The organism is Fructobacillus apis (assembly GCF_023893635.1).
GTDB lineage: Bacteria > Bacillota > Bacilli > Lactobacillales > Lactobacillaceae > Fructobacillus > Fructobacillus apis.
In genome coordinates this window covers 14646-32876 of the sequence record NZ_JAMWYK010000007.1, presented here as the reverse complement: position 1 = coordinate 32876, position 18231 = coordinate 14646, and the positions used below count along the sequence as shown (strand labels likewise).

At 47.5% G+C, this 18231-nt stretch carries 32 protein-coding genes; all 32 read right to left on the bottom strand.

The window, feature by feature from the left end:
- Nucleotides 1-63: 63 nt before the first annotated feature.
- The 32 genes from rplQ to NFX39_RS06450 all read right to left on the bottom strand — a co-directional run bounded on the left by rplQ (nt 64) and on the right by NFX39_RS06450 (nt 18127).
- Nucleotides 64-447, bottom strand: coding sequence for a 50S ribosomal protein L17 (rplQ, locus tag NFX39_RS05640; protein ID WP_252443831.1), 384 nt, complete (start codon nt 445-447; stop codon nt 64-66).
- A 34-nt stretch (nt 448-481) separates the two neighbouring features.
- The gene (locus tag NFX39_RS05635; RefSeq protein ID WP_252443829.1) at nt 482-1426 is read right to left on the bottom strand and encodes a DNA-directed RNA polymerase subunit alpha; all 945 of its coding nucleotides are present in this window, start codon (nt 1424-1426) and stop codon (nt 482-484) included.
- Nucleotides 1427-1476: 50 nt separating this feature from the next.
- Complete coding sequence (gene rpsK / locus NFX39_RS05630; RefSeq protein ID WP_252443827.1) at nt 1477-1863, bottom strand: 30S ribosomal protein S11; 387 nt, start codon at nt 1861-1863, stop codon at nt 1477-1479.
- 152 nt (nt 1864-2015) lie between these two features.
- Nucleotides 2016-2387, bottom strand: a complete 372-nt coding sequence (gene rpsM / locus NFX39_RS05625) for a 30S ribosomal protein S13 (RefSeq protein ID WP_252443825.1) — start codon at nt 2385-2387, stop codon at nt 2016-2018.
- A gap of 76 nt (nt 2388-2463) precedes the next feature.
- Complete coding sequence (gene rpmJ, locus NFX39_RS05620) at nt 2464-2583, bottom strand: 50S ribosomal protein L36 (RefSeq protein ID WP_213809331.1); 120 nt, start codon at nt 2581-2583, stop codon at nt 2464-2466.
- Nucleotides 2584-2629: 46 nt separating this feature from the next.
- The gene (gene infA / locus NFX39_RS05615) at nt 2630-2845 is read right to left on the bottom strand and encodes a translation initiation factor IF-1 (protein ID WP_010691205.1); all 216 of its coding nucleotides are present in this window, start codon (nt 2843-2845) and stop codon (nt 2630-2632) included.
- Nucleotides 2846-2939: 94 nt separating this feature from the next.
- On the bottom strand, nt 2940-3506 hold the full coding sequence (locus NFX39_RS05610) for an adenylate kinase (RefSeq protein ID WP_252443823.1): 567 nt from the start codon (nt 3504-3506) through the stop codon (nt 2940-2942).
- An 18-nt stretch (nt 3507-3524) separates the two neighbouring features.
- A complete protein-coding gene (gene secY / locus NFX39_RS05605; RefSeq protein ID WP_252443821.1) occupies nt 3525-4823 on the bottom strand; it encodes a preprotein translocase subunit SecY in 1299 nt (432 codons plus the stop codon).
- Nucleotides 4823-5257, bottom strand: coding sequence for a 50S ribosomal protein L15 (gene rplO / locus NFX39_RS05600; RefSeq protein WP_252443818.1), 435 nt, complete (start codon nt 5255-5257; stop codon nt 4823-4825). The genes secY and rplO overlap by 1 nt, the downstream gene beginning before the upstream one ends.
- Before the next feature lie 28 nt (nt 5258-5285).
- Nucleotides 5286-5468 (bottom strand): 50S ribosomal protein L30, encoded by a 183-nt coding sequence (gene rpmD, locus NFX39_RS05595; RefSeq protein WP_010691200.1) that lies wholly within the window; start codon nt 5466-5468, stop codon nt 5286-5288.
- An 11-nt stretch (nt 5469-5479) separates the two neighbouring features.
- Entirely contained in the window at nt 5480-5986 is a 507-nt protein-coding gene (gene rpsE / locus NFX39_RS05590; protein ID WP_252443816.1) for a 30S ribosomal protein S5, read from the bottom strand.
- 19 nt (nt 5987-6005) lie between these two features.
- Entirely contained in the window at nt 6006-6359 is a 354-nt protein-coding gene (gene rplR / locus NFX39_RS05585) for a 50S ribosomal protein L18 (protein WP_252443813.1), read from the bottom strand.
- A 90-nt stretch (nt 6360-6449) separates the two neighbouring features.
- Nucleotides 6450-6986 carry a 50S ribosomal protein L6 gene (gene rplF / locus NFX39_RS05580; protein WP_252443811.1) on the bottom strand — a complete coding sequence of 179 codons (537 nt, stop codon included), beginning with the start codon at nt 6984-6986 and terminating at the stop codon, nt 6450-6452.
- Nucleotides 6987-7010: 24 nt separating this feature from the next.
- Nucleotides 7011-7409, bottom strand: a complete 399-nt coding sequence (rpsH, locus tag NFX39_RS05575; protein WP_252443809.1) for a 30S ribosomal protein S8 — start codon at nt 7407-7409, stop codon at nt 7011-7013.
- Nucleotides 7410-7533: 124 nt separating this feature from the next.
- Nucleotides 7534-8076, bottom strand: a complete 543-nt coding sequence (rplE, locus tag NFX39_RS05570; protein ID WP_252443807.1) for a 50S ribosomal protein L5 — start codon at nt 8074-8076, stop codon at nt 7534-7536.
- Nucleotides 8077-8113: 37 nt separating this feature from the next.
- Nucleotides 8114-8422, bottom strand: coding sequence for a 50S ribosomal protein L24 (gene rplX / locus NFX39_RS05565; protein WP_252443804.1), 309 nt, complete (start codon nt 8420-8422; stop codon nt 8114-8116).
- A 22-nt stretch (nt 8423-8444) separates the two neighbouring features.
- Nucleotides 8445-8813 carry a 50S ribosomal protein L14 gene (rplN, locus tag NFX39_RS05560; RefSeq protein ID WP_213809341.1) on the bottom strand — a complete coding sequence of 123 codons (369 nt, stop codon included), beginning with the start codon at nt 8811-8813 and terminating at the stop codon, nt 8445-8447.
- A gap of 47 nt (nt 8814-8860) precedes the next feature.
- Nucleotides 8861-9127: a 30S ribosomal protein S17 gene (gene rpsQ / locus NFX39_RS05555; protein ID WP_213809342.1), complete on the bottom strand. Its 267-nt coding sequence runs from the start codon at nt 9125-9127 to the stop codon at nt 8861-8863.
- Nucleotides 9128-9149: 22 nt separating this feature from the next.
- Nucleotides 9150-9356, bottom strand: a complete 207-nt coding sequence (gene rpmC / locus NFX39_RS05550) for a 50S ribosomal protein L29 (RefSeq protein ID WP_213809343.1) — start codon at nt 9354-9356, stop codon at nt 9150-9152.
- The gene (rplP, locus tag NFX39_RS05545) at nt 9356-9769 is read right to left on the bottom strand and encodes a 50S ribosomal protein L16 (protein ID WP_213809344.1); all 414 of its coding nucleotides are present in this window, start codon (nt 9767-9769) and stop codon (nt 9356-9358) included. The genes rpmC and rplP overlap by 1 nt, the downstream gene beginning before the upstream one ends.
- Nucleotides 9770-9781: 12 nt before the next feature.
- The gene (rpsC, locus tag NFX39_RS05540) at nt 9782-10450 is read right to left on the bottom strand and encodes a 30S ribosomal protein S3 (protein WP_252443802.1); all 669 of its coding nucleotides are present in this window, start codon (nt 10448-10450) and stop codon (nt 9782-9784) included.
- Nucleotides 10450-10806 (bottom strand): 50S ribosomal protein L22, encoded by a 357-nt coding sequence (rplV, locus tag NFX39_RS05535; protein ID WP_010691186.1) that lies wholly within the window; start codon nt 10804-10806, stop codon nt 10450-10452. Before rplV ends, rpsC begins: the two co-directional genes overlap by 1 nt.
- Nucleotides 10807-10820: 14 nt before the next feature.
- Nucleotides 10821-11096 (bottom strand): 30S ribosomal protein S19, encoded by a 276-nt coding sequence (gene rpsS, locus NFX39_RS05530; RefSeq protein ID WP_213809347.1) that lies wholly within the window; start codon nt 11094-11096, stop codon nt 10821-10823.
- A 17-nt stretch (nt 11097-11113) separates the two neighbouring features.
- Nucleotides 11114-11950 (bottom strand): 50S ribosomal protein L2, encoded by an 837-nt coding sequence (gene rplB, locus NFX39_RS05525; RefSeq protein WP_252443800.1) that lies wholly within the window; start codon nt 11948-11950, stop codon nt 11114-11116.
- 21 nt (nt 11951-11971) lie between these two features.
- The gene (gene rplW / locus NFX39_RS05520; protein ID WP_213809349.1) at nt 11972-12259 is read right to left on the bottom strand and encodes a 50S ribosomal protein L23; all 288 of its coding nucleotides are present in this window, start codon (nt 12257-12259) and stop codon (nt 11972-11974) included.
- Nucleotides 12259-12882: a 50S ribosomal protein L4 gene (gene rplD / locus NFX39_RS05515; RefSeq protein ID WP_252443798.1), complete on the bottom strand. Its 624-nt coding sequence runs from the start codon at nt 12880-12882 to the stop codon at nt 12259-12261. The genes rplW and rplD overlap by 1 nt, the downstream gene beginning before the upstream one ends.
- Before the next feature lie 26 nt (nt 12883-12908).
- Nucleotides 12909-13592 carry a 50S ribosomal protein L3 gene (gene rplC, locus NFX39_RS05510; protein ID WP_252443796.1) on the bottom strand — a complete coding sequence of 228 codons (684 nt, stop codon included), beginning with the start codon at nt 13590-13592 and terminating at the stop codon, nt 12909-12911.
- A 56-nt stretch (nt 13593-13648) separates the two neighbouring features.
- The gene (rpsJ, locus tag NFX39_RS05505; RefSeq protein WP_010691177.1) at nt 13649-13957 is read right to left on the bottom strand and encodes a 30S ribosomal protein S10; all 309 of its coding nucleotides are present in this window, start codon (nt 13955-13957) and stop codon (nt 13649-13651) included.
- Nucleotides 13958-14279: 322 nt separating this feature from the next.
- Nucleotides 14280-15362 (bottom strand): ABC transporter substrate-binding protein, encoded by a 1083-nt coding sequence (locus NFX39_RS05500; protein WP_252443794.1) that lies wholly within the window; start codon nt 15360-15362, stop codon nt 14280-14282.
- Nucleotides 15359-16159: an ABC transporter permease gene (locus NFX39_RS05495; RefSeq protein WP_252443792.1), complete on the bottom strand. Its 801-nt coding sequence runs from the start codon at nt 16157-16159 to the stop codon at nt 15359-15361. The genes NFX39_RS05500 and NFX39_RS05495 overlap by 4 nt, the downstream gene beginning before the upstream one ends.
- Nucleotides 16159-16983 (bottom strand): ABC transporter permease, encoded by an 825-nt coding sequence (locus NFX39_RS05490; RefSeq protein WP_252443790.1) that lies wholly within the window; start codon nt 16981-16983, stop codon nt 16159-16161. The genes NFX39_RS05495 and NFX39_RS05490 overlap by 1 nt, the downstream gene beginning before the upstream one ends.
- Complete coding sequence (locus tag NFX39_RS06450) at nt 16976-18127, bottom strand: ABC transporter ATP-binding protein (RefSeq protein WP_420842960.1); 1152 nt, start codon at nt 18125-18127, stop codon at nt 16976-16978. Before NFX39_RS06450 ends, NFX39_RS05490 begins: the two co-directional genes overlap by 8 nt.
- Between the last annotated feature and the right edge of the window lie 104 nt (nt 18128-18231).

The following is an 18231-nucleotide window of genomic DNA, read 5'->3' as shown; positions in this document are numbered from 1 at the left end:
CACTAATCAAAGAGCATACAAAAAACCCTGACCTTGCGGCCAGGGTTTTGTTGGTTAAAAGAATTAGTCAACTAACTCCAAGATAACCATTTGTGCAGCGTCACCACGACGTTGCACAGTCTTCAAGATACGCGTGTATCCACCGTTACGTTCTGCGAAACGGGGTGCGATATCTTCGAACAACTTCTGCAAAGCAGTTTGGATGCGGATGTTGTCGCCGTCTTCCTTGACGTCGGCAACTTCGTTGCGCATGTAAGCTGCTGCCTTACGGCGGGCAGCCAAGTCGCCCTTCTTACCGAGCGTGATCATTTGATCGGCAGTCTTGCGGATTTCCTTGGCACGTGCTTCAGTGGTCTGAATACGTCCGTTGATCAACAAGTCCGTCGTCAAGTCACGCATCATTGCCTTACGTTGTGATGATGTACGGCCTAACTTACGGTATGACATCGGTCAATCCTCCTTTATCTAAACTTTTGATGAATTAATCTTCTTGACGGAAGCCCAAGCCCATTTCAGTCAACTTTTCTTGAATTTCGTCTAATGACTTACGTCCGAGGTTACGGACCTTCATCATGTCGGCTTCTGAACGGTCAGTCAACTCTTCGATAGTGTTGATGCCCGCACGCTTCAAGCAGTTGTATGAACGAACTGACAAGTCCAAGTCTTCGATTGGAGCGGCATCAGCAGCTGCGTTAACAGGCGCTTCAGACTCAACCATAACGTTGGTTTCTTGTGCTACTGGGGAAATATCCGTGAACAAGTTCAGGTGTTCTGTTAGAATCTTTGAACCAAGACTCAATGCGTCGGATGGCTTGATTGAACCGTTCGTCCAAACTTCCATCGTCAACTTGTCAAAGTCATCACGGGAACCAACACGCTTTTGTTCAACGTGGTAGTTTACCCGCTCAATTGGCGTGTAAATTGAATCAACCGTTAAAACACCGATTGGCATTTCATCACGTAGTTGCTTGTTTTCTTCAGCTGAAGCATAACCGCGACCCTTAACAGCCGTAACCGTCATGTGCAATGACTTTCCGGCTGCCAAAGTTGCAATGTGCAAGTCTGGGTTAAGAACTTCAACGTCTGCTGAACCAACTAAGTCGGCTGCAGTAACGTCCTTTGGACCTTGAACATCAATTTCCAAAGATTGTTCTTCAGCTGAATCCGTAGCAAAGACAACTTTCTTCAGGTTTAAGATCAGCTGTGTAACGTCTTCTACAACACCGTCAACGGTGGAGAATTCGTGGACAACACCGTCAATTTGAACAGTGTTGATTGCTACGCCTGGAAGCGATGACAGCAAGACACGACGAAGGGAATTTCCCATAGTCGTCCCATAGCCACGCTCAAGAGGTTCTACGATGAACTTACCGTAGTTGGCATCCTCTTCGATGTTGTGAATATCTGGCTTTTCAAATTCAATCATCAGTTAACTCTAACCCCCCTCTTTTCAAAGCAAAATGCAATGAAAATCAATTAAACACGACGACGCTTTGGTGGGCGTGATCCGTTATGGGGAACTGGGGTAACATCCTTGATTGACGTTACTTCAAGACCAGCTGCGGCCAATGCACGAATTGCTGATTCACGACCTGAACCAGGGCCCTTAACCGTTACAGCAACGGTACGCATGTTAACGTCCAATGCTGACTTAGCGGCTGCTTCAGCTGCCATTTGAGCAGCGAAAGGCGTTGACTTACGTGAACCCTTGAATCCAAGGGCACCGGCTGATGACCAGGCAACAGCGTTACCTTGTGCATCCGTAATCATGATGATCGTGTTGTTGAAAGTAGCGTGGATGTGTGCCACACCAGATTCAATATTCTTCTTGACGCGACGCTTGCGCGTAGTGCGAACTGCCATAATATGCCTCCTTCTTTTTCTTATAATTTCTCGGATGAGCAAAACTCATCAACATTACACAACTTTGGTTGTGATAATCATTTCTCACGAAAGTGAGGCTCTAATTAAAATTGGCTTAAGCCGCTTTTACATTAAAGAGTTGGTAAGAAAAATTACTTCTTCTTACCTGCAATTGCCGTAGCTGGGCCTTTGCGTGTGCGGGCGTTGTTCTTCGTGTGTTGTCCACGAACGGGCAATCCCTTACGGTGACGAATACCACGGTATGAGGCGATTTCTTGCAATCCCTTGATATCAAGTGATACCTTACGACGCAAGTCACCTTCCAACTGCAAGTTCAATGAAGCGATTGCTTCACGGATCTTGTCTTCGTCATCAACTGACAAGTCACGAACACGGATGTCTTCTGAGACACCGGCCGTAGCCAAGATCTTTTGTGCAGTGTTTGAACCGATTCCGTAGATGTATGTCAACCCAATGACAATTCGCTTGTCACGGGGCAAATCGATACCTTCAATACGAGCCATAACAATTTACCTCCTTTTAATATTTTGAATGAACCATAAAGTTCTATTTCAAGTGTTTTTTATGTGGTAAGTGAAATTACTTACCTGCACGTTGCTTGTGCTTAGCGTTGGCTGGGCAAATAACCATTGTCCGACCGTTACGCTTGATAACGCGGCAAGCTTCGCACATCTTCTTTACTGATGGACGTACCTTCATAATCTATTCCTCCTATTCGGTTAACTGATTATTGACCGAATTCCGTTTAACGGAACCGGTAAGTAATACGACCCTTTGTCAAGTCGTAGGGTGACATTTCAACTGTGACGCGGTCACCTGGCAAGATACGGATGTAGTTCTTACGAATCTTACCGGAAACATGCGCCAAGATTACCGCCCCGTTTTCAAGTTCGACTTGAAACATTGCGTTTGGCATCGTCTCTTTGACTTTACCTTCAATTTCAATGACATCGTTGGCCACGCAGATTACCTCCTATGTAACCATGTTCAACATAATCGATAAGTGCTTAACCTATCAAATTATACCAGAGTTACCTTAGTCTGACAAGAAAAGCCTAGTTCAAGGCATCCAAGACAGTTTTAACGGCTGAATAGATTGTATCCAAGTCGCCTTCCCCGTCAATGGTGTGCAAGACATTGTGCTTTTCGTAATAGTCAACCAATGGCAAGTTTGCTTCCTTGTTGACTTCCAAGCGGTGAGCGATAACATCTTTCGTGTCATCTGCTCGACCACGACCCAAGAGTCGTTCCACCAAGACATCGTCAGAAACTTTGAAGTACAAAGTTGCGGAAACCGCATCATCACGTTCTGACAAGAATTGGTCCAAGAACTTGGCTTGGTCTTCATTTCTTGGGTAGCCATCTAGCATGAATCCGTTTGAAAGCACGTCGTCTTGGTTCAACCGATCGGCGACCATGGCGTTCGTGATTTCATCAGGTACTAGATTTCCTGAATCTATGAAGGACCGTGCCTTCTCACCCAAAGGCGTGTTTTCCTTCAAGTTCGCACGGAAGATGTCACCGGTTGAGATGTGAACCATCGGATAATCGGCAACAATCTTTTCAGCTTGGGTTCCCTTACCTGCACCAGGCAGGCCCAAAAGAATTAAGTTTTTCGTCATGACGAGACTCCTTTTTAACTAGTGGATGAACCCAACGTAGTTTTTCTTTTGCAGCAAACCATCGATTTGACGGAGCAAATCGAGGGTTACCCCGATTGTGATTAGAAGGGATGTTCCTCCCAATCCAATCTTTTCATTCAATCCCCATACATCCGAAGCAATCAACGGTACCAAGGCAACAAAGCCAAGGTAGAGGGATCCAACAAATGAGAGTCGCAGCAACATCTTGGTGATGAACTGTTGCGTTTCAACACCAGGACGAACTGGGACAATGTAGGCACCTTGCTTTTGCAGGTTCTCAGAAAGCTTTTCTGGGTTAACCTGAACAAAGGCGTAGAAGTAAGTAAAGAGAATGATCATCACAGTGTAGAAGATCGCTCCGGTCGTCGTCTGCATTGAGAAGATTTCCTTCAAGATCTTGAACCACTGTTCACCAGAATACTTACTCTGGAAGGCGAAAAGAATCGTTTGTGGCGTGGAAATCAATGACGATGCAAAGATAACCGGGATAACACCAGAAACATTCAACTTCAAAGGTAGGTAGGCTTCTGCACCGTAAGATACAGCGGAACGCGTGTATTGGATCTGAAGCTTACGTGAAGCTTCGTAGAACCAAGTCGTAATCCCAATTACCAAGATAATGGCAAGTGCGAGGACGGTCACGAACACCCAACCGTTAACGAGTTGTGACTTAGAAGCCTGCAACACGTTTTCCTTGAAGATGTCATAGAAAGAACTTGGGGTTTGGGAAATGATACCAGAGAAGATGATCATGGAAACACCGTTTCCAAGACCCTTTTCGGTAATCATTTCACCGAGCCACATGGCAAAGAAAGTACCCATTGTCATGACCGAACCAATCAAAAGGAAGGAGGTCACGTTATTGGTTTGCTTGACCAAGCCATAGGCGGCTAAGGAGTTGAAACCAGCCGTAATTCCGACTGATTGCAAAAAGGCAAAGACGATCGTTAAATACCGGGTTGCTTGATTCAGCTTCCGGCGACCAACTTCACCTTGCTTACTCCATTCGACAAAACGCGGCACGATATCTAACTGCAGCAACTGCACAACGATTTGCGCAGTAACATAGGGTGAAACTCCCATCGCAAAGAGGGAGAAGTTCAACAGACCCCCACCCGAAAAGATATTTAAGATGTTCAAAAGACCAGAGTTGGCCACTGACTGCAAAGCAGCAGGGTTAACACCTGGCACCGTAATGTGAACTCCAATTCGATAAACGAAGAGAATCAAAACGGTCCAAAGCATCTTTTTGCGAATATCTTGTTGACGGATGGCATTAAATAACGTGCGGAACATTAAATCACCTCGGTGTTTCCACCAGCTTGTTCGATTGCCTTAGCAGCGGCAGCTGAGAACTTGTGTGCCTTAACAGTCAACTTCTTGTCAAGTTGTCCGTTGGCCAAGATCTTAACGCCGTCTTTTTGGTTCTTTACGAGACCAGATTCAATCAACAAAGCAGGCGTTACTTCAGTTCCGTTATCAAAGACATTCAACTTGTCCAAGTTAACAACGGCGAATTCCTTACGTGAAATGTTAGTAAATCCACGCTTTGGAATACGACGGTACAAAGGCATTTGTCCACCTTCGAATCCAAGACGCGTCTTAGAACGGGCCTTTTGACCCTTTTGTCCACGTCCAGACGTCTTACCGTTACCGGATGATGTACCACGACCTACACGGTTGCGTACTGAGCGTGACCCAGCAGCAGGTTGTAATTCGTTCAATTCCATGGTTGGTCCCTCCTTTTCTAAATTTTTTTTACTTTACTTCTTCAACAGAGATCAAGTGTGCAATATGGAAGATTGCACCACGTGTCGCTGCGTTATCTGGCTTCACCACTGAGCTTGATACCCGGTTAAGTCCAAGTGACTTAACGATGGCACGTTGCTTAGGCAAGCGATGAGCCGCACTCTTAATCAAAGTGATCTTCAAATCAGCCATAGTATCGCTCCTTATTCAGCCAAGTGTTCCAAAGAAACACCACGCATCTTTGCAACATCGTTTGCGTCCTTCAACTGTGACAAACCGTCAAAAGTTGCACGGACAACGTTAACTGGTGTTGATGAACCAAGTGACTTAGCAGTCACATCGTTGATTCCAGCCAATTCCATAACGGAACGAGTAGAACCACCGGCAGCAACTCCAGCTCCTTCTTCGGCTGGCTTAATCAAAATCTTTCCACCAGCGTGTTCTCCAAGAACATCGTGAGGAATAGTCGTACCAACCATTGGGACAGTGATCAAGTTACGCTTTGCGTCTTCGACAGCCTTGCGGATAGCTTCTGGCACTTCTTGTGCCTTACCAGTTCCGAAACCTACGTGACCTTGCTTGTCTCCTACGACAACCAAAGCACCGAAACGCAAACGACGTCCACCCTTAACAACCTTGGTAACACGGTTAATTGCGACAACGTTTTCTTCTAATTCACCTAATTCTTTAGGGTTTACGAATTCAACCATTTGTTTATTCCTCCTTTCCTTAGAACTTCAAGCCGTTTTCACGAGCTGAATCAGCCAATGCCTTGATACGTCCGTGATAGACGTAACCACCACGATCGAAGACAACTTCTTCGATCTTAGCAGCCTTGGCGTTCTTGGCGATCAATTCACCAACCTTAACGGCTTGTTCTACCTTAGTACCGGTAACATCGGCACTTTGACTTGAGGCACTTGCTAGCGTTACACCCGCTACGTCATCAATCAATTGAGCGTAGATGTTTACATTAGAACGGAAAACGTTCAAACGTGGGCGAGCAGCAGTACCAGAGACTTTTCCGCGGACGCGCTTGTGGCGACGTGCACGGAGCTTGTTCTTATCTGGTTTTGAAATCATAGCTGTGCTTTCCTTTTCTAGGCGGCTCAAGCCACCTGTTCAATTAAAACTTTTGTATCAATAATAAGACGGTTATAAGAAGCTTTAAGCTTACTTACCAGTCTTACCTTCCTTACGCTTAACAACTTCGTTTTCGTAACGAATTCCCTTACCCTTGTATGGTTCGGGTGGGCGTACGGCGCGAACTTCAGCAGCAAAGTCACCGACCAATTGCTTTGAAATTCCTGAAATCTTGATCGTCAAAGCATCTGGTACTTCAACTGACAAGCCTTCACGTTGTTCAAAGTCAACTGGGTGTGAGTAACCAACTGACAAGTTCAAAGTAGAACCCTTCATTGCGGCACGGTAACCAACTCCGACCATCTTCAAAGTCTTAGTGAAACCATTGGTAACACCTTCGATCAAGTTGATGAAGTTTGCGGTTGTCGTACCGTGCAATGCACGGTGCTTCTTGTCTTCGGCTGCACGAGTGAAACGAACTTCCGTTCCATCCATGTGCATCGTGATTTCAGGGTTGATCGTGTATGACAATTCACCCTTAGGTCCCTTAACCGTTACGTGTTGTCCGTCCTGCTTAACTTCAACGCCAGCTGGGACAGTAACTACTTGATTTCCAATACGGCTCATGGTAAGTCTCCTTTCTTAGATATATTACCAAACGTAAGCCAGCACTTCGCCACCGACTTGCTTAGCACGTGCTACCTTATCAGTCACAACTCCGTTTGAAGTTGAAACGATAGCGATACCAAGGCCGTTCAAGACCTTTGGCATGTCTTCGGCCTTGGCGTACTTACGCAAACCAGGCTTTGACACACGCTTAATACCAGTGATGACACGCTGTTGATCTTCCCCGTACTTCAAGAATACGTTGATAACACCTTGCTTGTTGTCTTCAATGTATTCTACATCACGGATGAAACCTTCTTGCTTCAAGATCTCAGCAATGCTCTTCTTCATTTTTGATGCTGGAATTTGAACGGAAGCGTGACGGGCCAAGTTGGCGTTACGAATCCGAGTCAAAAAATCAGCGATTGGATCAGTCATAGACATCTATCGATATCCTCCTTTTATAATTTTGAACGTGTTCACAATTGACACGCTCTTAAGAAAAAGAGAAGTCCTTCTCTTCTTCTTAAAAACGTGCCACTCGTAAGAGTGACCGTTTTTAAATTGTTTACTTAGCAAAAGGCATGCCCAAGCCAGCCAACAATTCGTAACCTTCTTCGTCAGTTTGTGCAGTCGTTACAACAACGATGTCCAAACCGCGAACCTTGTTAACCTTGTCAAAGTCGATTTCAGGGAAAATCAACTGTTCACGGATTCCCAACGTGTAGTTTCCGCGACCATCAAAGGCCTTACCAGAAACACCGTGGAAGTCACGAACACGTGGCAAAGAGATGTTAATCAACTTGTCCATGAATTCGTACATACGTTCTCCGCGCAAAGTAACCTTCGCTCCGATTGCCATACCTTCACGCAAACGGAAACCGGCGATTGACTTCTTAGCACGCGTAATTACTGGTTGTTGTCCAGCAATTTGCTTCAATTCTTCAACCGCTTCATCGAGGTTCTTTGAGTTTGAAACTGCATCACCAACACCCATGTTCAAAACGATCTTTTCGATCTTAGGTGCTTGCATGATTGAAGTAAATTCAAACTTCTTGATCAAAGCAGGTTGAACTTCATTAACATATTTTTCTTTTAATTCATTTGCCATGATAATGATTTCTACCTTTCAATTATATAGCTTTTAATTAGCCCAACTTGTTGCCGGACTTCTTAGCAAAACGTACTTTCTTTCCGTCTTCAAACTTGTATCCAACCTTCGTTGGTTCGTTAGTTGAAGGGTCAAGTACTTGCACGTTTGATGCGTGGATAGGTGCTTCAGTATTGATAACACCACCCTGTGGGTATTCGTTAGAAGGCTTTTGATGCTTCTTAACGAGGTTTACGCCTTCGACAAGAACACGGTTCTTAGATTCGACAGTCTTAGTAACTGTTCCTTCCTTACCCTTGTCCTTACCTGCAATGACGCGAACCTTATCACCTGTTTTTACAAACATGATTGGCTCCTCCTTGTAAGTATTAGAGCACTTCTGGTGCCAATGAAACGATACGCGTGTAGTTAGCGTCACGCAATTCACGTGCAACTGGGCCAAAAATACGCGTTCCAACTGGTGACTTGTCATCCTTAACGATAACAGCAGCGTTTTCATCGAAGTTGATGTATGATCCGTCAGTACGACGAACATCAGATACAGTACGTACGATGACGGCCTTTACGACGTCACCCTTCTTAACGTTACCACCAGGAATAGCTTGCTTAACAGTAGCAACAATCATGTCACCGATGCCAGCAACCTTACGGCCAGAACCACCGAGCACTTTAATCGTCAAGATTTCACGTGCACCAGAGTTATCAGCCACTTTCAAACGACTCTCTTGTTGAATCATGGTTCATCCTCCTTGTTAGCAATTATTACAGACGATTGGTTTCCTAATTAAAGGATAACGGCCTCTTCAATGACCTTAACCAAACGGAAGTGCTTCGTTGCAGACAAAGGACGAGTTTCCATGATTTCAACGATGTCGCCTTGCTTGGCGATGTTGTTTTCATCATGGGCCTTAAACTTCTTCGTATAGCGAACTCGCTTACCATATACTGGGTGGTTGACGTAAGTGTCAACGGCAACAGTAATTGTCTTTTCCATCTTGTCGGAAACGACACGGCCGCGGTTGACCTTACGAGCGTTACGTTCTTCACTCATTTTTCAGCTTCTTCCTTTCGTCTTACTTGTTGGCTTGTGCCAACTGTTGTGCACGAATGACAGTCTTCACACGTGCGATGTCCTTACGAACTTTTGAAATACGGGCCGTGTTTTCCAATTGACCAGTAGCCAATTGGAAACGAAGGTTGAACAATTCTTCCTTGAATTCGGCTTCGCGCTTTTGCAAATCCGCAAGTGACAAAGCGTTTAATTCATTTGCTTTAGCCATTATTCAGCCTCCCGAGCAATAATCTTTGTACGTACAGGCAACTTGTGTTGTGCGAGGCGCAATGCTTCGAGGGCGACTGGCTTAGCCACGCCACCAACTTCGAACATTACCTTACCACGCTTAACTGGGGCAACCCATCCTTCAGGACTACCCTTACCGTTACCCATTCGAACACCAACACCCTTAGATGTATATGACAAGTGAGGGAAGATCTTGATCCAGACCTTACCACCACGCTTCATATAACGGGTCATTGCAATACGGGCAGCTTCGATTTGCCGGTTAGAGATCCAGCTTGAAGTCACTGCTTGCAAGCCGTAATCACCGAAGGCAACCGTCTTTCCACCCTTTGCTTCACCACGCATGTGGCCACGGTGTGGACGACGGAACTTAACACGCTTTGGTACTAACATGTTGCTTCCCTCCTACTTGTTCTTCTTCTTTGGCAATACATCTCCACGGTAGATCCACGTCTTGATACCCAAGTTACCGTAAGCAGTAGCTGCTTCGTCCCATGAGTAGTCAATGTCGGCACGGAGTGTGTGGAGCGGAACAGTTCCTTCAGTGTATTGTTCGATACGTGACATGTCAGCCCCGTTCAAACGACCTGAAACAACAACCTTGATTCCCTTTGCACCGGCACGGCGGGCACGTTGAATAGCACCACGCATTGCACGACGGAAGGCAACACGGCGTTCCAAATCACCAGCGATTTGCATACCCACGAGGTGAGCTTGCAAGTCTGGCTTCTTAATTTCAACAATGTTGATGAAGACACGCTTGAAGCGTCCACGTTCATCAACGTTCGTCAACTTAGCTAATTGAGTCCGCAACTTTTCAACTTCGGAACCACCCTTACCAATAACCATTCCTGGCTTGGCAGTGTGCAAAGTCAAATCGATACGTGACTTCGTTGAGCGTTCGATTTCGACACGGTCAACTGAAGCATCCGTCAAGTTTTCTTCGATGTACTTACGAATACGCAAGTCTTCAAGAAGTTGGTTAGAAAAGTCTGCCTTATCAGCAAACCACTTCGCATCCCAGTCACGGATGACACCGACACGGAAGCCAGTTGGGTTAATCTTTTGACCCATTACTTTTCCTCCTTCTCTGCTACCACAATCGTGATGTGGCTTGTGCGCTTGTTAATTGCAGAAGCAGATCCCTTTGCACGAGGACGGAAACGCTTAAGCGTTGGTCCTTCGTTTGCGAATGCTTCCTTAACGATCAAATCTTCACGGTCAAGTGAAAAGTTGTTTTCCGCGTTTGCAACTGCTGAGTTCAATACCTTGTAAATATCTTCAGTTGAAGTATTTGGCAAGAACTTTAGGATTGCAAAGGCTTCGTTTACATTCTTCCGACGAATCGTATCAAGAACTAAGCGTGCCTTACGAGGGGCAACGCGAACGATCTTGGCAGTCGCCCGAGCTGATGTTACTTGTTCAGCCATTTTGCATTTCCTCCTTACTTAGTCTTCTTATCGTCTACTTTGTGACCCTTGAACGTACGAGTTGGAACAAATTCACCTAACTTGTGGCCAACCATGTCGTCTTGGACAAAAACAGGAACGTGCTTGCGACCGTCATAAACTGCGATCGTGAATCCGATGAAGCTTGGGAAAATCGTTGAACGACGTGACCAAGTCTTGATCACTGACTTCTTTTCTTGGTCCGCTTGGGCCTCGATCTTCTTAAGCAAGTGCGGGTCCGCAAATGGTCCCTTTTTCAAACTACGAGCCATTAGTTATCTCCTTTCCCTTACTTACTCTTCTTACGACCACGAATAATAAACTTAGTAGAGTTCTTCTTCGTGTTACGAGTCTTCTTACCGGCAGTCTTCTTACCCCAAGGTGAGAGTGGTGATGGCATACCAACAGGTGCCTTACCTTCTCCTCCTCCATGAGGGTGATCGTTAGGGTTCATAACTGATCCACGAACGTGTGGACGCTTACCGCGCCAACGGTTACGACCAGCCTTACCCCAGTTGATCAATGAGTGTTCTGCGTTACCAACTTGACCTACAGTTGCACGTGCAGTTTCGATAACCAAACGTACTTCACCTGAAATCAAACGAACGATGACGTACTTGCCGTCATGTCCCAAAACCTGTGCTGATGCACCGGCGGAACGTGCCAATTGACCACCCTTACCAGGCTTCAATTCGATGTTGTGAACCAAAGTACCTTCAGGAATGTTCTTCAATGGCAAGGCATTACCGATCTTAATATCGGCATCAGAACCAGATTGAACCTTATCGCCAACCTTAAGTCCCTTAGGCGCCAAGATGTAGCTCTTGATTCCATCTTCGTATACCAACAAAGCGATGTTTGCTGAACGATTTGGATCGTATTCGATCGCCTTAACAGTGGCAGACTTGTTGTCCTTCACCCGCTTAAAGTCGATGATACGGTAGGCTTGCTTGTGTCCACCAGCCTTGTGGCGAACAGTCATACGACCAGATGCGTTACGCGCACCAGTCTTTGACTTCTTTGCCAACAAACTCTTTTCGGGCGTTGACTTCGTGATTTCAGCGAAATCAGAAGAAGTCATGTTACGACGTCCGTTTGAGGTTGGCTTATATGTCTTGATAGCCAATGTCTTTTCCTCCTATTAAAATTAACCTTCGTTAAAGATTTGAATATCTTTTGAGTCAGCCTTCAAAGTAACAGTAGCCTTCTTCATCTTACGAGTGAATCCGACATAGCGACCTTGACGCTTCTTCTTACCGCGAACGTTTGCGGTGTTCAAGCGTGCAACTTGTACATCGAAGATTTCTTCGATGGCGCGCTTGATTTCTGGCTTAGTGGCCCGTACGTCAACTTCAAATACGTAGCGCTTCATTTCTGTTTGCGCCATTGAAGCTTCGGTAATGATTGGACGACGGATAATATCGCGTGCTTCCATTAGGCGAGACCTCCTTGGATTTCTTCAATCGCTGATTGAACAACCACCAACTTGTCCGCGTTTACCACGTCCAAGACGTTAACGCCTGCAGCCGTCATTACTTGAACGTTGTCCAAGTTTGAAGCGGCGCGCATTGCGTTTTCGTTGTCGTTGTCAACGATAACCAAGGCCTTTGAGTCAACAGCCAAGTTTGCAAGAACTTCCTTGAAGTTCTTTGTCTTAGCTTCTGAAAAGGCCAAAGCGTCAACTACAACCAACTTGTTATCAGAAAGCTTTTGTGACAAAGCTGACTTCAAGGCCAATTGGTAAGCCTTCTTGTTAATACGGTAAGCGTATGAACGAGGAGTAGGACCGAATACGATTCCACCACCACGCCATTGTGGCGCGCGGATAGAACCTTGACGGGCACGACCAGTTCCCTTTTGCTTCCAAGGCTTACGTCCACCACCAGAAACCGCTGAACGGTTCTTAACGGCGTGCGTTCCTTGACGCATTGATGCGCGTTGCATCAATACAGCATCAGTGATCACGGCGTTGTTAGGTTCTACGGCGAATACTGCTTCGTTCAAATCCAAATCAGCAGCCTTTGAACCATCTTGCTTTAATACAGCAACTTTAGTCATGATTGATTGTTCTCCTTTCTGTTAGTTTAGTTTTCTTCTGAATCAGCAGCAGGTTGTGCACCGGCCATCTTGATTTCAGGGTGTTGTGCGTTTGTCTTAACCGTTGACTTGATTGTCAACAATGACTTGTTGGCACCAGGGACGTTACCCTTCAACAACAAGAGGTTGTTTTCAACATCAACGTTTACGATTGCAATGTTTTGCATCGTACGCTTACGGTTTCCCATGCGACCAGGCAAAAGCTTACCTGGGAACACGCGGTTGATAACCGCACCCATTGAACCTGGGCGACGGTGGTAACGGGAACCGTGGCTCATTGGTCCACGTGATTGACCGTGGCGCTTGATAGCACCTTGGAATCCGTGTCCCTTAGTAATACCAGTGACGTCTACATATTCACCGGCTTGGAAAGTGTCAACAGCAATTGCATCCCCAACGCTGTATTCGCCTTCCGCATCACGGACTTCACGAATGTAGCGCTTAGGGGCAGTGTTGGCTTTTGCAACGTGGCCTTGTTCAGGTTTGTTTGACAAAATCTCGCGCTTGTCTTGGTAACCCAACTGCAAAGCGTTGTATCCATCAGTTGCTTGCGTCTTAACTTGCAAAACAACGTTTGGAGTAGCTTCAACAGCAGTCACGGCGATCAATTCACCAGATTCAGTGAAAACCTGAGTCATACCGACTTTACGGCCTAAGATACCTTTAGTCATGACTTATTCTCCTTTATTTCGTCGCTAGTTACGATTAACTAACGGGGTGGTACTGATTAGAGCTTGATTTCGATTGCAACACCTGCTGGCAATTCAAGCTTACGCAATGCGTCAACTGTCTTGTCAGTAGGGTTCACAATGTCGACCAAACGCTTGTGCGTCCGCATTTCGAACTGTTCGCGGGCATCCTTGTACTTGTGTGGTGAGCTAAGCACCGTGTACAAAGAGCGTTCAGTTGGCAACGGAATAGGACCAGCGATTTCTGCGCCGGTACGCTTTGCCGTTTCAACAATCTTGTCCGCTGATTGGTCCAAGATACGGTGTTCGTATGCCTTCAAGCGGATACGGATCTTCTTTTGTGCCATTTTCTGCCTCCTCGTTGATTTTGTAAATCAGCTAACTCCGATCAAAAACCGACAACACATGTTGTGTTTTGCGCGCCCATGGCAACGCGGCCGCGCGTGTCGCAACCTTAATCATCATCGCTAAACGTTGATACACCAGTCTTTTTAGCGGGTTTGCATCGGCATCCCCAAAAGGCGTACTTGACTATAATAGCAGAAAAACCCTTGATACACAAGGGTTTTTCCGATTTAATTCAATTAATTTTTCCGAAATTTTGTTCCCGGTTTTGCGTCAGAAAAATCCCCTTTGCAGGAAACTTTTTCTTTTCTGTCTACGACTATTTTACGACTTTTTGAGTTTAAATTCCAAAAAGGCGTCGTTGTACTTTTGCGTCCAATAAGGATTGAAGTTTTCATAGACCTGCAACTTATCTAAGAGCGACTGCTTAGGATAGAAGCCTTCGTTGTTCTTAACCGAATCAGGCAGTAGTTCCTTGGCATCCTTGTTCGGCGTGGCGTAGCCAATGTACTTGGCGTTCTTTGCCGCCACGTCCGGACGGCTCAGGTAGTTCATCAAGGCGTAGGCCGCTTCTTTATGCTCTGCCTTCTTCGGAATAACCAGGTTATCGAGCCAAAGGTTCGATCCATCCTCCGGCACCTTGTAGGCCAGGTCCTTGTTCCGCGACATGGCGTTGCGGGCTTCACCGGAGTAGGTCACGGCGAGGTCACCTTCACCCTGTGCCATGTAGAGCTTCAATTCATCCCCCACGATGGCTTTGACGTTTGGCATCAAAGAGGAGAGCTTTCCCTGCGCTGCCGCAATGTCCGCGACGTTCTTGTCGTTCACGGATTTGCCCTGTGATAGCAAAGTCAAACCCAACACGTCGCGGGCAGAGTCCACCAGCAACAAACGGTGGCGGAATTTGGCGTCCCAGATGGAGGACCAGTCTTTCAGCTCGTCCTCGTCCACGACTTTTTTATTATAGAGAATTCCGAGCATTCCCCAGAAGTATGGCAGCGAGTATTCGTTTCCCCTATCAAAGGACTGGTTCAGGAAAGTCTTGTCGAAGTGGTCGACGCCAGTCAACTTACTCTTATCCAGTTTAGCGAGCAAGCCACCGTCCTTCAACTTGGCGACCATGTAGTCGGAAGGCACGGCGAGGTCGAAGTTCGTTCCGCCCTGCTTAATCTTCGTGTACATGGCCTCGTTGGAGTCGAAGGTCTGGTAGTTCACCTTGTAGCCCGACTCCTTTTCAAAATCCTTCAAAATTTCCGGATCGATGTAGTCTCCCCAATTATAGAAGGTAATCGTGTCCTTCTTTCCGGAAGACTGCTGGCTGCGGCTGGCCGTTAAGGCTGCCTGCAGGCCGATAAATAATACGAGAAGCAAAGCGATTTCCGAAAAAGTCATTAGCAATTTCTTCATTTGACCTTCTCCTTCAACTTCGTCTTCTTACCCTTTTGCTTTTGGCTGTAGGCGTAGTAACCGAGTACCAGCACGAAGGCAACGAAGAGCATGAGCGTTGACAGTGCGTTGATCTCGAGCGAGACACCCTGGCGGGCACGGGAGTATACCTCGACCGCCAAAGTCGAGAAGCCGTTTCCCGTGACAAAGAAGGTCACCGCGAAGTCATCCAAGGAATACGTGAGGGCCATGAAGAAACCAGCAACGATTCCGGATGAAATGACGGGCAACGTGACCTTGGTCAGCACCTCCGTTGGCTTGGCACCCAGGTCCTGAGCGGCCAAGACCAAGTCGCGGTTCATCTCCTGGAGCTTTGGCAGCACCATCAAAACCACGATTGGAATTGAGAAGGCAACGTGGGCCAAGAGCACGGTCAAGAAACCAAGCTTCAACCCAAGGGCCGTCATCAAGATCAGGAAGGCCGCCCCGATGATGACATCGGGCGACACGAGCAGCACGTTGTTCAAGCCGAGCAACGTTTCCTTCAACAGTTTGCGCTGCGCCCGGAAGATGGCAAGCGCCCCGATGGTTCCCACGACCGTGGCAATCAGCGATGAGGCCAGCGCCAGAATCAGCGTGTCCAGCACAATCTCAAGCAGGCGCGTGTCCTCCCAGAGTTCCTGGTAGTGAACAAAGGAGAAACTTTCAAAGGCCTGCATCGTCTCACCCCCGTTGAAGGAATAGACGACCAAAAACAAGATGGGCGCATACAACAAAAAGAAGGCGAAGGTAAGCCAGGCGCGTTCGATGATTTTCATTAGTGGACTCCCTTCTTCTTTTTCTTCTTGTCACCAGTCAAGGCCATCGTCAACGCCATGGCGATGATCAAGACCACACCGATGGTCGATCCAAAAGACCAGTTCTGCGTCACGAGGAAGTGTTCCTCGATGGCAGTACCCAGCGTAATCACCTTGTTTCCACCAATCAGGCGGGTAATCATGAAGAGTGACAGGCTGGGAATAAACACCGTCTGCACACCCGTTTTTACACCAGGCATCGACAATGGCCAGATGACCTTCTTCAAAGTCTGAACCGACGAGGCCCCAAGGTCCCGCGATGCGGCGGACAGCAAAGGATCAATGTCGAGCAGCGCGTTATAGATTGGCAGCACCATGAACGGCAGTTCGATGTAGGCCGCTACCAGCAAGAACGCTCCGTTTGTAAACAGCAACTGCGTCGGACCGAAGCCCATGCTTTCCATGGCTGTGTTTAGCAGGCCGCCCTTCCCAAGCAAGCCGATGAAGGCGTAGGTCTTCAACAGCAGGTTAATCCAGGTTGGCAGGATGACGAGCAACAACCAAAAGGAGCGGTGCTTCAACTTGGTCAGGCAGAGCGCCAACGGGTAGGCGATGACCAAAGTGACCAGCGTGATCAAAAAGGCGTACCAAATCGAGTTCACCGTCATGGCCAGGTAGGGACCCGAAGTGAAGAACTCCTTGTAGTTATCAAGCGTAAAGCCCTGCCCCGGCACGTTCACCGACTGAACAACCAAGAGGAGCAGCGGTGCAACGACAAAGGCGATGAGCCAAATCCCGTAAATCCCGAGGTAGGCCTCGGTAAAGCGTTTCTTCGTCTTATTCATGGTCGAACACCTCGGGCACCTTGTCCGCTGAATCCGATGGGTCGGTCGGCGTCTCCTCGTCCTCGTAGGCTTCCAAACGCGCGTCGAACTCCTCTTCGGATTCGTTGTAGCGCATCACGTGGATGTCTTCGGGGTCAAAAGTCAGACCCACCCGTGCCCCAATTTCCGCCGGGTTCGTGACCTGCACCTGCCAGAGGTTCAAATCCTCATCCTGGGCCATGATTTCGTAGTAGTCACCACGGAAGGACTGGTTCTTGATGGTCACGACCAGTTTTCCTTCCTCCGGCGTGGTCAAGTCGAGGTCCTCGGGCCGGAGCACGACTTCGACCGCCTCGTTTTTGCGCATGCCCGCGTCGACGTTTTCGAAGTCCTTACCAACGAAGTGGACCAGGTAGTCGTCCTTCATGATACCGGGCACGATGTTGGATTCCCCGATGAAGTCGGCAACGAAGTGGTTGACCGGTTCGTCGTAGATGTCTTCCGGCGTCCCCTGCTGCTGGATGACCCCGTCGTTCATGACAAAGATCCAGTCGGACATGGCCAAGGCCTCTTCCTGGTCGTGGGTAACGAAGACGAAGGTGATGCCGAGTCGGCGTTGGATGGTCCGCAGTTCCGTCTGCAAAACCTTACGCAACTTGTAGTCCAAGGCTGAGAGCGGTTCGTCCAAAAGCAGCACTTCCGGATCGTTCGCCAAGGCACGGGCGATGGCGACACGCTGTTGCTGTCCACCGGAGAGCTCGTTGATCTCGCGGTTCTCGTAACCAGAGAGCTTGACCAAAGCGAGCATCTCCTTCACCTTTTCCTCGATGACCGTTTCAGACATCTTCTTCAAACGGGGGCCGAAGGCCACGTTGTCGTAAACGTTCATGTTTGGAAAGAGCGAGTAGTTTTGGAAAACGGTGTTCACCCGACGCTTTTCGGCCGGCTGGTCGTTGATAACGTCCCCATCAAAGACCACCTTTCCACCGGATGGCTGGAGTTGACCCGAAATCAGCTTCAAAATGGTGGACTTTCCGGAACCAGAAGGACCCAAAAGGGTGTAGAACTGACCGGAGTCCAGGGTTAAATCGATGTTCTTCAACACTTCGGTTTCCCCGAAGGCCAAGGCCACCTGCTTAAATTCAAGAATTTGTTCTGCTGTCATGTCTTTTCTCCAAAGTGATTGCTGGTTTCCATTTTACAACGGGCGGTGTGCTGTTTAAAGCTTTATTCCACCAATTTTCAAAAAGGCCCCGGGCTGTGATGCCC